The following is a 13,234-nucleotide window of genomic DNA, read 5'->3' as shown; positions in this document are numbered from 1 at the left end:
TTGTAGTCCAAAGTAACATTATGCCTTGAACATATCGATGAGGGGGTTATGCACATGATCCGCCGGAAAAGAACATGCTGGGTAGCTGTCATCCTGGTCTGCGTCCTGCTGGTGAGCGGATGCTCCATCTGGTCGGAACCAAGCGATTCAGCGAACAACAAAAAGGTGGCGCTTACATTATGGTATTGGAATCGTTCCATCGACGACAAGCTGATTGCCAAGGCCAAAGAGAAATTTCCTAATATCGAGCTGACTGCCCAGAAAATTGGCGGTGATTTCAAAGCCAAGCTGAAGACGACACTTGCTGCACGCTCAGGCGAGCCGGATATCGTAGCCCTAAACGATTGGATCATGGAGCTTTTCCCTAGTGAAGATCGCTTTTATAATTTGTATGACCTTGGAGCAGGTGAGATAGAGGATCAATACTTAGAGTGGAAATGGAAACAAGGCGTCACGCCAAGTGGACAGATGATTGGGTTCCCTATGGATACCGGACCGACCGCTCTATTTTATCGAGCTGATCTATTCAAGGAAGCCGGGCTCCCTTCAGAACCGGAAGAGGTTGCTCGTCAATTGGATAGCTGGGATGCTTACGCTGCAGCGGGAGAGAAGATTAAGGATGCATTCGGAGGCAAGGTTTTTCTGACCGATAATATTGGAAGCGTTTACAACCAGGTGTTGTCCCAAGGTACGGAGCGTTACTTCCGGCCTGACGGTTCATTTATCGGCATGGATTCCCCCCTCGTGCGCAAAAGCTGGGATACTGCGGTAGCCTTCAAGCAAAAAGGTCTGCTCGCCAATGCAGATGGCTGGACGCCAACCTGGAATGCGGCGATGAATAATGGTGAGATTGCCTCATTTGTCGGTGCGGTGTGGATGAAGCAGGTGTTGCAGGAGGCTGCTCCTGATACAACGGGTCAATGGCGTGTAACACGAGCACCTGGCGGTGATGGTAATAACGGTGGCTCGTTTCTATCTATTTTGAAATCCAGCGAACATCCCCAAGAAGCATTTGAACTTATTCACTGGCTGCAAAGCCCTGAAAATCAACTTGAGCAATATCAAACGTTAAACTTATTCCCATCGGCACCGGGGGTATTTGATCAACCGGTTATGAAGGAGGAGGAGCCTTTCTTCGGTGGGCAGGCGACAGGGCCTGTATTTGCTGCCTCAGCGCAGCAGGTTCCGGATGCTTTCTTTGGGGAGCGTTATCCATCGGTACACAATATCATTACTCGGCGGTTGAATGACATTGCGAAGCAAAATAGTGATCCTCAGCAAGTGTGGACAGATACGGTACAGCGCGTTGAACGAGAATTACAGCGATAAATTGGCTGGGTTCCGTTGACCACGTTGATCAACGTTGAAGTAACATTATCGTCTTACCTAAGTCATTGTGATCCGCAAAGGAGGAATTGATATGGCCGCAACCGAAACGACGCGAATGAATCCAGACCCTGGGGCAGCACGTCCAGATCTGCATCAAGAGAAGTCACTCCTGTCACGCATCTGGCAGCATCGGGCACTATATATTGCCATCTCTCCATTCTACCTATTGTTTGCTGTCTTTGGTCTATTTCCGATTGGTTTCTCGCTATACCTAGCCTTCCATAAGTGGGATGGCATCGGAGTCATGACGTATAACGGGCTGAACAATTTTAAATATCTGCTGTCCGATGTGGAGTTCTGGCAAGCGGTGGGCAACACGTTCATGATCTGGATCTACTCGACAATTCCGATGCTCTTCTTTGCTTTAATCATAGCTTTCCTGCTACATGCACCGTTTGTGAAGTTCAAAACCCTCTTCCGGGTGGGCTACTTCCTCCCCAACGTAACGTCTATTGTTGCTGTCGCTATCATATTTGGCGCGTTATTTGCCAACAACTATGGCTTCCTCAATTATTTGCTACAATCGGTCGGGCTTCCAGTCGTCGAATGGCTAAATGCACCATGGGGCATTAAAGTAGCCATATCATCCATGGTTGTCTGGCGCTGGACAGGATACAATGCCGTCATCTACCTAGCTGGACTACAGAGCATTCCCAACACTTTATATGAGGCTGCCAAGATCGATGGAGCTTCTGGAATTCAATCCTTTTTCCGAATCACCATTCCAATGCTACGACCTGTCATTCTGTTTACCGTGATCACCTCCACTATTGGGGGCATGCAGCTATTTACCGAACCGCAGATTCTCGTAGGCAACGATGGTGGTGCAGGCGCTGCTGGTATGACGATTGTCCTCTATCTCTACCGCGAATCGTTCATCAACAATTACTTTGGATATGGTGCTGCTGTAGGTTGGGGAATGTTCCTTATTATCGCTCTATTCTCAATAGTGAACTGGAAGCTCGTTCAAGGCAAATCATCCTGATGTGACCATGACAAGGGGGTAGTGCTCATGACGTCCAGATCTCTCAAATCGGTAGTGTTGTATATCGGACTCATCGGGGGCATGATCATTTCCATGTTCCCGTTCTATTGGCTAATCGTGATGTCTACACGGACAACGTCGGATATTTATAGCTTCCCACCCAAGCTGTGGTTCGGGGGCGAGATGTGGAACAATATTACGCGCGTATTGCAGCAGATTGACTTCTGGGGTGCTTTTCTCAATACGTTATTTGTAGCTGGAATGGTCACTATATTGGTACTGTTTTTTGATTCTTTGGCAGGGTTTGCGTTTGCGAAGTTTGAATTTCCGGGCAAAAAATGGCTTTTCGTGCTGCTCATCGCCACCATGATGGTACCTTCACAGCTATCCCTGGTTCCATCCTTCGTGCTCATGGCGACGTTTGGCTGGGTCGGTTCCTTCAAAGCACTCATTATTCCGGGCATGGTGAATGCCTTCGGTATATTCTGGATTCGCCAGTATGCGACGGAGTCTATTCCGAACGACTTGCTGGATGCTGGTCGAATTGACGGCTGCAACTTCTTCCGCTTGTATTGGAATGTCGCTCTGCCCATTTTGCGGCCTGCCTTTGCTTTCCTTGGCGCCTTCACCTTCATTGGGGTATGGAATGATTATCTGTGGCCCTTGATCGTACTGACAGATGAGCGAAAATATACACTACAGATCGCCCTTTCTCAATTGAATGGTCTGTACAACACGGATTATTCCATGGTCATTGCAGGTACACTGCTTGCCGTCATCCCTTTGATCATTATGTTTCTATTCATCAGCCGTCAGTTTATTTCAGATATTGCCGCAGGCGCGGTGAAGGACTAAGAATGATACATTTTGATCCATCCCTCAACTCTGATATTCTTATCTGTAGATAAATACCGCAGAAAGAGGGATGACAAAATGGCTTCTTCACCCTATATGATCGGCGTAGATATCGGCACAACCTCTACCAAAGCGGTTCTGTTCGAGCAAAATGGAACCATTGTATCTCAAGGCAGTGCGAATTATCCGCTGCACACCCCGACACCTGCCATCGCAGAGCAGGATGCGGAGGATATTTTCCAAGCCGTCATCGCATCGGTTAAACAGGCTACCTCCAAGGCGAAAGTGAAGCCGGATGAGATTCTATTTGTCTCATTTAGTTCTGCCATGCACAGCATTCTGCCTGTGGATGCACACGGTAAACCATTGATGCGAGCCATGACGTGGGCGGATAATCGCAGCGCCGAATGGACGAAAGTGCTCCAGTCCGATATGAATGGTCATGACATTTATCTTCGAACAGGGACACCCATTCATCCGATGTCGCCTTTGACCAAAATCATGTGGCTCACTCGTGATCAACCGGAACTGTTTAAACAGACACACAAATTGATCTCCATGAAAGAATATGTTTTCTATAAATTATTTTCCCAATACGTGATTGATCATTCCATGGCTTCAGCGACTGGGCTTATGAATCTGGAGAAGCTAGATTGGGATGAGGAAGCACTGCAAGTAGCAGGCATTACGCCGAAGCACCTATCCCATCTCGTACCGACAACACATGTGCTCCGTCAGGGACTACACCCAGAGTATGCTAAAGAAATGGGGATTGCGGTGACCACACCATTTGTCATTGGAGCTAGTGATGGGGTGCTTTCCAATCTGGGGGTAAATGCGATTGATCCTGGGGTTGTCGCTGTCACCATCGGTACAAGTGGAGCGATCCGCACGGTTGTAGATCAACCTGTAACTGACCCCAAGGGTCGTTTCTTCTGTTACGCGCTTACAGAAGATCAATGGGTGATTGGTGGCCCTGTGAATAATGGCGGCGTGATCTTCCGCTGGATTCGAGATGAGTTTGCCGCTGCTGAAGTTGAGACAGCGAAACGTCTGGGGATTGATCCGTATGAAGTGCTAACCCGTGTTGCGGAAAATGTACCTGCAGGTTCGGAGGGGTTACTATTCCATCCTTACATGACAGGTGAACGCGCACCGCTCTGGAATCCAAGTGCACGAGGCTCCTTCTTCGGGCTGACGCTGCATCACAAGAAGGAACATATGATTCGCGCTGCACTAGAAGGCGTTCTCTTCAACCTATATACTGTTATGCTTGCCATAGAAGAGAAGATTGGTCGCCCCACCAAAATTCAAGCCACTGGCGGATTCGCTCGTTCCGAGCTCTGGCGTCAGATGATGGCAGATATCTTCGATCAGGATGTAATCATTCCCGAGAGCATTGAGAGCTCTTGCCTTGGAGCAGCGGTGCTGGGACTGTATGCTCTTGGAAGGATTGATTCTCTCAGCGTTGTATCCAATATGATTGGCTCGACACATCGGCATAAGCCAGATCAGGAGCATGTTCGGGTGTATCGGGAACTGCTGCCGATCTTCATCCGCATATCCCGTAAGTTCGAGGAAGAATACGCGGACATTGCTGCTTTTCAGAATAAAACGATGCATCCGTAGGACAGTAGGAACCTTACTACAAGAACGGATATCTACTATATGAATAACTGAACAACATAAATAACAGGCTTCCTGTTTATGAACAGTGGAGCCTGTTATTTATGTTGTGTTTAGTATACTTATTATGCAGAGGATCTCTTCGTCACCCTTTTGTAATCCAATAATCCAAATTCAAGCACGCTATCTCGCTCATATGACGGTGATATAACTCCCTAACTAACCATAGCGTAATTTAAGATTTCTTTGAATTCTTTTTCTCTTGTTTCGTGGGCATTTTATGAACAAAGAATAATAAGGATAACCAAAACAACAAATCAGATATTTTCACGAACAGAGCAATGCTATCGCCCAGTGCCTTGAGATCAAATATGATATGCAGTATGGCTACCAAGCCTGTAATAACAAGTGTGACCAGCGCGATAAGATACATGTTAACCCCACTCTCTTGTTAACGTCCTCGCTTTGCGTACGTCTTGCGTATAGTGATTCTAATCATCATTTTAATGAACCTTTGGGATCCATTCTTCAGGCTTTTATTGTTTTTTCTTCCTAAAAACTAAAACGTAAATAAGGATAATCGTTATAATAACAGCAACATCATAGATCACATTCAACACATCATAAGAAGTTCGCGATAGAAAAAAACTACCTGCCCCCATCGCCAAAATGACTAATCCCCACTTTATGTTTTTATCCAATTCAGACCTCCGATGTATATATTTAGTCCATATTATATCATACAACTTCGTTGAATCTCTTTTACAGCAGCTACGATTACCTCATAACTCCCTAGTAGCTCTCTCGAATTCTCAAGCTCACCTAAGAAGAGCATACAAAAAAACTGCCTATGCAGGCAGTCTTCTTAGGATTAATTCAGCTAAGTTTCAAAAATTGATAAGGATCGTTCCGTTAGGCCTACTTTTCTTATCAAAAGCAAATTCGAAGAATAGCTTCTACGCAAAGCCTAGCTGTACGACAATAATTAACCCACATTACTGATTATATTTACTAAAAGCATCTTTATCATCTTGTACATTCTCCAGATATATAATCTGTCCCGCATCATTCAGTCGGGCAATGTCAATCCCTGTTTTGGCATATACCTTACCGTCCGCAGACTGCCCGCATACCGCCCAATTGGTCTGATAGCTGCCGTCCGGCTGTAGCTCCCATTTCTCCCACATATGTTTGACATCACTATTGTACTCGTAGAATGCCTTCATGAATCCTTCGAACCCTTTTCTACTCGTTCCGTTCAATACAATCTCGGCATCAGGTGTAAATAGGGACAATAGATCTTGCATCGCACGCTCATCTGCTCTTGAAGCGTCGAATAAGCGGAAATAGTTGTTTAATAATGTGGTCATTGTAATCCTCCTAGTAGACTAACTTTATATTTTAGTTCGATTTTTTTCGAAATGAACAAAAAGAAATGTAACACACTTTACAATCTATAACAATACTTAGTTCGAATTTTTTCGAACATTGAAAGAACACGCTGAATATGATAACGTCATAACTATGAGAACTCCTACTATTCCTATGGCTTCGGAAATGAAGTTGACTACAGTGTGTAATGCACTCGGTGATCCGATCCGCATGAAAATTGCACATTGTTTAGCCAGCTCTGGCGAGAAGAATTGTTCCGCTTTCGAAGTAGATCATATATCAAAATCCACGTTGTCCCATCACATCAAAATTTTGCGTGAAGCTGGTGTAATTCAACCACGCATTGAAGGCAAACAGCACTTTTATTCCCTACGAAAGGACGATTTGAATACGCAGTTTCCTGGTCTTGTCGACATGATTCTGAATACAACAGAAGAATAAGTAACCTAACCGATCCAAACTAACCGACGTAACCTATTTATCAAAAAGCCTAGATTGAATTACATCTACTATAAGTTCGTGTTCAAAAAGGACGGTTTTCAGTACCGAGAAGATGGGATATAGAAATGGAGTAGCGGAGCGTAGGCAGGACTACGTGAGCAACTACATTGTTTCCGAAGGAAACAAGCTTCGTAAGCATCCCGCTTATTTCGGCTGAATTCCATATTTGATGCTGAGATGCCGTCAGGCATTCTTCGTAATCAAAAGCGGACTTTTTGAATTACATCTACAATAAGGAGGCATCCTGTATGGACAAGAAAGCAGCTAAGATACTGATGAGTACGTTCTGGGGCGGCGGAGGCTGGAGATCCGTGTCCACTCCCTTCTCGGGGGAAGACTTTGAATATGCCAAGAGCCAAGGCGTTATGTTCGACCCGCTGACGATTACGCATGACGAAATTGTGCAACGATTGCATGAAATTCATCAAGACGATACACTCCCAGAACGAGTGGTTACTGCATTTCTACATAGTTTGTCCACCAAAAAGGTACATTTACGCAGTGCCCTGTCCAGTTGGGCATTGACTTCACAGCTTCCTCTGCATACCTATCTCGAGCGGCGAGCTGTACACGCCAATACTAGTGCCTGCGGAGATTGTAATTTCTTGCGACTTCAATCGGATCAAGAATACGTAGACGCAGATTTGAATGTACTGAATTTTGAACGGATCAAGTGGGGTGGCGTTCGCCACGGCTGGCTCCTCTACTGCCTGATGGATCTAGAGCTTCTATATAAGGACACTGATGCAATCTCCGAGGTTACCCCTGAAGATCAAGCCATCTTGGTGAGCCTTCTGGAAGCTGCACAGACTGGGGATCCGAAGGATAGCGCTCGTTCACTTGAGAAGCGGTGGAAAGGTCTCTTTCCTTCCAGCAAACAAGAACGAGATGCACTACTAGAAATTTGGGCGGCAGCTGGTCTGCTCGTTCCCACTGATAAGCCGAGAAGAGGCAAAGGCGGCTCCGGCGACTTTATATTTGTCGCAACCTGGCAAGGAGATGACGGCTACAATACAGATGCTGCCCATCGTTACTTTGCCCCGTATCTGCCTCAGAGTCGCTAGGGCGTTTCTCAAAATTCGCTGAAGTGCATCTTTTACCGCCTTTTTGCACCCTGCTGCGTCATTTTCCCATGAAGTGCCCGGCACGCATTTAATTTACTGGTTACAATAATGACATCGACAGATTTCCTGCCAAGCTCGTATAATAAGAGGAAATGTGAAGATAGGAGTGAACCAAGAGAAGTTATGATATATCTTGTGGCATTTATGTTGTCTTTTGCTGTCGTGCTGGTGCTTATTCCGCCGCTCAGTCGTTTGGCTCATCGCCTGGACTTTGTAGACAAGCCACGTGAAGACGTGGAGAGAAAACTACATAGACAGCCTATTCCACTAACAGCTAGTTACGCGATATTCGTCGGATTTTTCCTTACATATATTATGTTTACCAAAGAACTCTCATGGGAAACGGCGGCTCTCGTGGCCGGCGGTATACTTCTGTTAACGATTGGTACCATTGATGATTGGTACAAAACCAAAGGGAAAGACTTTCCTGCGCTACCTAAGATGATTATTCAGATCTCTGCAGCTGTGCTTGTGTTCCTTTCGGGAATTGCGTTTACTGGGTTCGTTAACCCACTGAATTCTGAGTACATCATGCTTCCCATCTGGCTTCAGTTCATACTGACGATTCTGTGGATCTTCGGTGTAACTACTGTCATTAATTTCTCCGATGGTATGGATGGACTTGCGGGGGGATTATCGGCAATCTCGGCAGTTACATTGTTCATCGTTGCAGTCGTCAAAGGGCAGAGTGATTCTGCGCTCATGTCTATTATTCTAGTGGGTGTAACCTTGGCTTATCTTAAATACAATAAACCTCCGGCAAAAGTATTTATGGGGGATGCAGGGGCTACATTCCTTGGTTTTATTCTGGCTGTTATCGCTCTGGATGGAGCATTCAAGCAAGCCACTACACTATCGCTCTTTATCCCAATTCTAGCGCTTGGCGTGCCGATCTTTGACAATATCTTTGTTGTCATCAAACGGTTCATCCAAGGCAAAGCAATCTATCAAGCAGATGCAAGTCAGGCGCATTACCGACTTCTCCGTGCAGGCTTAAATCACAAACAGGTGGTAGCTGTCCTGTATCTGATCAGTACATGCCTCTGTCTATCGTCTATTATTCTACTGCTGGTAGAAACGTAAATTAAAATAAGCTGAGCTACAAGCTATCGCCTATGTGACTCTAACTATGACAAGAACAGAATACCTTCTAGGTCGGGGTATTGGTGAAGTGTCCAAACCAGCAGATAGCTATGGATCATATAGAGCTGTCTCAAAAGATGTTCCTGTTCGCTCCAAGTGCTAACGAACCTACCGCATCTTAACAGGTCGATCATTTACGTATGCAAAATTTAACGAATCTCTGTATCGCTATCCTGTCATAAAACGGTGTTAAATTCTCCAAAGTTGACTGAATCTACGAAATAACGTTTCTGTGATTCGTTAGCTCTCTGATCCGGAAAAATGATAGTTAATAGCGTGTGTCAGATTCATTATTTCAAAAGCAACTAAAGGGCTGTCCCCGTCTGATGTGCTCCCCATATCGTAAACAGGTGAAATAATAATAGCCTGTAATGATATGGGATGCACTTCATTATGGGACAGCCCTTTTTTTTATCTATCACTTCATACATACCATCCCTACCAGATCACCTCCAGTAATCTTATCTGGAAGCTACAGGTGATAATTGGCTTTCCCGTTTCTGCCGGTCTGCCCATCCGGGTCGATCAAGTTCAACAAGCCGCCGGTAGCGCTCTTCCCTTGCCAGCAATTGTTCGTGAGAACCCTGCATGACGATCTTTCCCTTTTCCATAAAAATAAGTTCATCCATCTGCTCTGCACCCATCAGGTTATGGGTCACCCAGATCATCGTTTTGCCCTGCATGCTGTCTAAGATCGTACGCATTAGTGCACGTTCCGTCATCGGATCAAGCCCTACGGTTGGTTCATCGAAAATAACGATGGGTGTCTCACGGAGCAGAACCCGTGCGAGCGCAATTCGTTGCCGCTCCCCACCCGAGAAACGTAAACCCGTCTCCAGCATCGGCGTATCATACGCCTGTGGCAAAGACTCGATCAGCTCAGCTAGACCTACTTGTGCGGCCACTTGCCGAATCTCTTCATTCGTAGCATCCGGACGCCCAATTCGTAGGTTATTCGCCACCGTTGTATCAAATAGATGTGGACTTTGGTTCAATACAGCAATGGCATCCGTCATGTTTTCACCAAGCGTTGGCACAGCTAAACCATTGATGAGCACATGTCCACTCGTCGGTACGATTACACCTTGAATTAGCTTTAAAAGCGTAGATTTGCCTCCACCGCTACGTCCTAGAATGGCTAATCGTTTCCCTTGGGGGAGATCGAGAGACACTTCCTGCACAGCATCGGCATCACTGGAGGTATAACGGTAACTGACACGGTTAATCTCAATGTCTGCTCTCAGCTTAGGAGTTATGCGCAAGCGAATACGTCGATTCGTCTCGTTCTCATCCTCCTGCTCCTGCTCCTGCTCCTGCTCCTGCTCTTGGCCTTTCGTCGTCCTTTTTGAAAAGACTTGCTCCTCATGAGCTTCAAGCTGATGCAGATGATTCAGCGATTCACGATATTGTGGAATGTGCTCCACAGCATCTGCCACAGGCAGTATAGCTTCCGTGAGTGGGAATAACACCAAAACAAAGGCTGCAATCATAACCGCAGGCAGTTGCATCGCCGCCACTTCACCGCCCGCCCATACCGTGACGGACACAACCATAAGCCCAATGACGAGCTGGGCGACAAGATCACGCCATCTTCTCCACTGTCGCAACCTTCGACGAATGGCATCTGCTTGTACCTCTGCTTCATCGTGTTGTTGCACAAATTCCGTAGCACGACCACTTGCCATCCAATCTCCTAGACCAAGAACGCCATCCGTAAGGCGAGTGTACAACTTACTATTTTCCCGTTTCAGCCTCACGTTTAACTTCCAGGTGACTTGGAGTGATATCGCAGGCCATACACCGATTAGAAACAACATATATAGTCCCATCCAGCACGCAAATCCAACATCTATCGTACCAAAAGTAATCACTGCAGCACCGTAGATCACAAGCGCCGTAATCGCTGGAAATATGGTTCGCAGATAGATATCCTGAAGACGCTCGACATCCTCTGCAAGCGCCCCTAGTACATCTCCTGTCTGCATGCGGGAACGAAGAAATAGCGCCTGTGGCTCCAAAATCCGATACAGCTTCACGCGTTGATCCGCAAGCACGCGCAGTACTGCATCATGCCCGGCCAATCGCTCGACGTACCGGAACACCGCTCGGAAGATCCCAAAGGCACGTACGCCTACAATCGGCACATAAACCATCAGAATATTCTCAGGACGAAGAGCAGATGCAGAGATGAGGTATCCTGAAGTGAAGAGCAATAATACGGCACACAGCATCGCAGCCGTGCCCAGTGCTATGACCCCTACGAACCTCCAACGATACTGCTTCACATAAGGCGTGATCCACTCCCATTTTTTCTCCGAGCGGAGGTAACGTTCCGTCTCTATTGATTGATATCCAGCTCTCATCCTTACACCGCCTCCATCTGGGCCTGAATCATCTGATAATACACGCCTTGACGAGCCATCAATTGTGCATGCGTGCCTGTCTCCGCCACGGTTCCAGCTTCCATGACAATTATCCAGTCCATATGTGGCATCCAGTGTAGTCGGTGGGTAGCGAGGAAGACTAGCTTGTCTTCGAATAGCGGCAACATCGTCTGCTTCAGTTCATATTCTGTCTCGACATCCAGGTGTGCCGTCGGTTCATCTAACAGCAGCATGGGTCTTGCACCTAACAAAGCTCTCGCCAGAGCCACACGCTGCTCCTGTCCACCGCTGAGCTGTCGACCACCAGAACCAATCATTTCATCCATTCCGTGAGGCAATGACGACACTAGTGAACTTAATCCTGCTGCACTAATCGCTGCAGCCAGCTCTACGTTCGATGCCTCAGGTCGATAGAGACGAATGTTATCCGCTAAACTACCGCTAAAAATATAGGGATGCTGCGGGATGAGCGCAGTCTGACTTCTCCACGACTTCACCATATCTGGGGATATCGGTCTCCCATCCACGACCATACGACCAGAGGTGGGCAATTGAAAACCAGCTAATACATCAATCAAGGTGGATTTGCCCGCTCCACTGGCTCCGATAATGCCAACTTTGCTCGTGCCTGAAACCTGAAACGTCACGTCCGTAAGCGAAGGAGGTGCACCCTCTTCATGTCGAACCTGTAGATCCGTTAACGCCAACCGGCTCGTCTTGCTCCATAGCCCATCGTAGGTTGGAGGCTCAGCCTCTTGGGTTGATTGCTTCTGCCGATCTGCCGATCGCTGAGAATCTGCAAGATGAAACTTCATCGTTGCTGATGACTTGTTCTCCCTTTCGGTATGCAAGATTACCTGATCGTAGGCTTGTTTTTGCTCACGTTCAGCTTGCTTACCTCGTTCAATCATCCGATGAATTGCTTCTCCTGCTTCCTTACCATCCAATGTTGCATGATAATCCGCACCGACCATCCGTACCGGCAAGAAATATTCCGGCGCCAGAATAAGTACCGTTAACGCAGGGCCAAGCAGCATGTGGCCTTCCGTTAGACGCAGTCCCAGGCCAACCGCCACCGAAGCCACCGATAACATCGTGAAGAAGTCGAGTGCAAATGATGAGAGAAACGCCATTCGTAGCGTAGACATTGTAGCTTTGCGGTAACGCTGACTAACCTGAGTAATTGTCTGTGCATGCCGCTCGCTCTGTCCCAAGGTTTTTAATGTTTCTAACCCACGCAGGGTATCGACAAAATGATTGGCTAGTGCTTTATACGATCTGAACTGACCATCTATTTTGCGTTGCGCAGCCAGACCAACCAGGATGAGGAACGTGATCAGAATAGGAAGGGTCAGCATGAGAATCACCCCGGACATTACGTCCAATTTAAACACATATAACAACAGCACAATCGGTATAAATCCCATCCCTAACATTCGAGGAATGATTAGTTCCAAATACGTTTTATATTGGGCTATTCCCTCTCGTGCCAAAGTCACCAGATGCCCTGTACCTTCCGTCTTGGCAAAGCGTGGCCCTAACCGAAACCATTGCTCCACCAACTGTCTTCGTAGATCGGTTCCCGTTCGCTCCGCATACTGTGAGGTCACAAGCTGCAGCCAGTAAGATATAGCATAGCGGGCAGCAAAAGCAGCCAGGAACAGCAGCAGTACCGAGTATTGCTCTGTTATGGATGAACCTTCAAACATAGCTGTGATGGCCTGTGCAAGCCATTTGGCCTGCATAATGATCGTCATCGCCTGCAGCAGCACCAGCGCTGAAGCCAGCGCTAGTACTGGCCGGATGCCCGGCAGCTTCATCAGCCCGCGTCCCAT

Annotated in this window: 10 protein-coding genes; 7 read left to right on the top strand and 3 right to left on the bottom strand. The window is 47.0% G+C overall.

Annotation, left to right across the window (positions count from 1 at the left end):
• Positions 1–54: 54 nt before the first annotated feature.
• From MH215_RS15270 to gntK, 4 genes are all read left to right on the top strand, one after another.
• Complete coding sequence (locus MH215_RS15270) at positions 55–1,329, top strand: ABC transporter substrate-binding protein (RefSeq protein WP_239291245.1); 1,275 nt, start codon at positions 55–57, stop codon at positions 1,327–1,329.
• A gap of 115 nt (positions 1,330–1,444) precedes the next feature.
• Positions 1,445–2,374 (top strand): carbohydrate ABC transporter permease, encoded by a 930-nt coding sequence (locus MH215_RS15265; protein ID WP_239291361.1) that lies wholly within the window; start codon positions 1,445–1,447, stop codon positions 2,372–2,374.
• 27 nt (positions 2,375–2,401) lie between these two features.
• Positions 2,402–3,229, top strand: coding sequence for a carbohydrate ABC transporter permease (locus MH215_RS15260; RefSeq protein WP_239291244.1), 828 nt, complete (start codon positions 2,402–2,404; stop codon positions 3,227–3,229).
• Positions 3,230–3,307: 78 nt separating this feature from the next.
• Positions 3,308–4,858 carry a gluconokinase gene (gene gntK / locus MH215_RS15255; protein WP_239291242.1) on the top strand — a complete coding sequence of 517 codons (1,551 nt, stop codon included), beginning with the start codon at positions 3,308–3,310 and terminating at the stop codon, positions 4,856–4,858.
• 992 nt (positions 4,859–5,850) lie between these two features.
• Here the strand turns inward: gntK and MH215_RS15250 are convergent.
• Positions 5,851–6,225 (bottom strand): nuclear transport factor 2 family protein, encoded by a 375-nt coding sequence (locus tag MH215_RS15250; RefSeq protein ID WP_239291241.1) that lies wholly within the window; start codon positions 6,223–6,225, stop codon positions 5,851–5,853.
• 154 nt (positions 6,226–6,379) lie between these two features.
• Here MH215_RS15250 and MH215_RS15245 point away from each other — a divergent pair, with 154 nt between their 5' ends.
• The 3 genes from MH215_RS15245 (at position 6,380) to MH215_RS15235 (ending at position 8,955) form a co-directional block, all read left to right on the top strand.
• Positions 6,380–6,688: an ArsR/SmtB family transcription factor gene (locus MH215_RS15245; RefSeq protein WP_056701819.1), complete on the top strand. Its 309-nt coding sequence runs from the start codon at positions 6,380–6,382 to the stop codon at positions 6,686–6,688.
• 308 nt (positions 6,689–6,996) lie between these two features.
• Positions 6,997–7,812 carry a hypothetical protein gene (locus tag MH215_RS15240; protein ID WP_239291240.1) on the top strand — a complete coding sequence of 272 codons (816 nt, stop codon included), beginning with the start codon at positions 6,997–6,999 and terminating at the stop codon, positions 7,810–7,812.
• 183 nt (positions 7,813–7,995) lie between these two features.
• The gene (locus MH215_RS15235) at positions 7,996–8,955 is read left to right on the top strand and encodes an MraY family glycosyltransferase (protein WP_056701816.1); all 960 of its coding nucleotides are present in this window, start codon (positions 7,996–7,998) and stop codon (positions 8,953–8,955) included.
• Between the two features lie 521 nt (positions 8,956–9,476).
• Here the strand turns inward: MH215_RS15235 and cydC are convergent.
• Positions 9,477–11,378, bottom strand: coding sequence for a thiol reductant ABC exporter subunit CydC (cydC, locus tag MH215_RS15230; RefSeq protein ID WP_239291239.1), 1,902 nt, complete (start codon positions 11,376–11,378; stop codon positions 9,477–9,479).
• A gap of 2 nt (positions 11,379–11,380) precedes the next feature.
• On the bottom strand, positions 11,381–13,234 hold the full coding sequence (gene cydD / locus MH215_RS15225; protein ID WP_239291238.1) for a thiol reductant ABC exporter subunit CydD: 1,854 nt from the start codon (positions 13,232–13,234) through the stop codon (positions 11,381–11,383).

Source organism: Paenibacillus sp. ACRSA (assembly GCF_022346845.1).
Lineage (GTDB): Bacteria > Bacillota > Bacilli > Paenibacillales > Paenibacillaceae > Paenibacillus.
This window is presented reverse-complemented; position numbering and strand designations above follow the sequence as displayed.

Excerpts from the sequence above, each read along its gene's own strand:
- MH215_RS15235 (WP_056701816.1), top strand. The coding sequence starts at position 7,996 with ATGATATATCTTGTGGCATTTATGTTGTCTTTTGCTGTCGTGCTGGTG.
- MH215_RS15250 (WP_239291241.1), bottom strand. The coding sequence starts at position 6,225 with ATGACCACATTATTAAACAACTATTTCCGCTTATTCGACGCTTCAAGA.
- MH215_RS15260 (WP_239291244.1), top strand. The coding sequence starts at position 2,402 with ATGACGTCCAGATCTCTCAAATCGGTAGTGTTGTATATCGGACTCATC.
- MH215_RS15240 (WP_239291240.1), top strand. The coding sequence starts at position 6,997 with ATGGACAAGAAAGCAGCTAAGATACTGATGAGTACGTTCTGGGGCGGC.
- gntK (WP_239291242.1), top strand. The coding sequence starts at position 3,308 with ATGGCTTCTTCACCCTATATGATCGGCGTAGATATCGGCACAACCTCT.
- MH215_RS15265 (WP_239291361.1), top strand. The coding sequence starts at position 1,445 with ATGAATCCAGACCCTGGGGCAGCACGTCCAGATCTGCATCAAGAGAAG.
- MH215_RS15270 (WP_239291245.1), top strand. The coding sequence starts at position 55 with ATGATCCGCCGGAAAAGAACATGCTGGGTAGCTGTCATCCTGGTCTGC.
- MH215_RS15245 (WP_056701819.1), top strand. The coding sequence starts at position 6,380 with ATGAGAACTCCTACTATTCCTATGGCTTCGGAAATGAAGTTGACTACA.
- cydC (WP_239291239.1), bottom strand. The coding sequence starts at position 11,378 with ATGAGAGCTGGATATCAATCAATAGAGACGGAACGTTACCTCCGCTCG.
- cydD (WP_239291238.1), bottom strand. The coding sequence starts at position 13,234 with ATGGGACGCGGGCTGATGAAGCTGCCGGGCATCCGGCCAGTACTAGCG.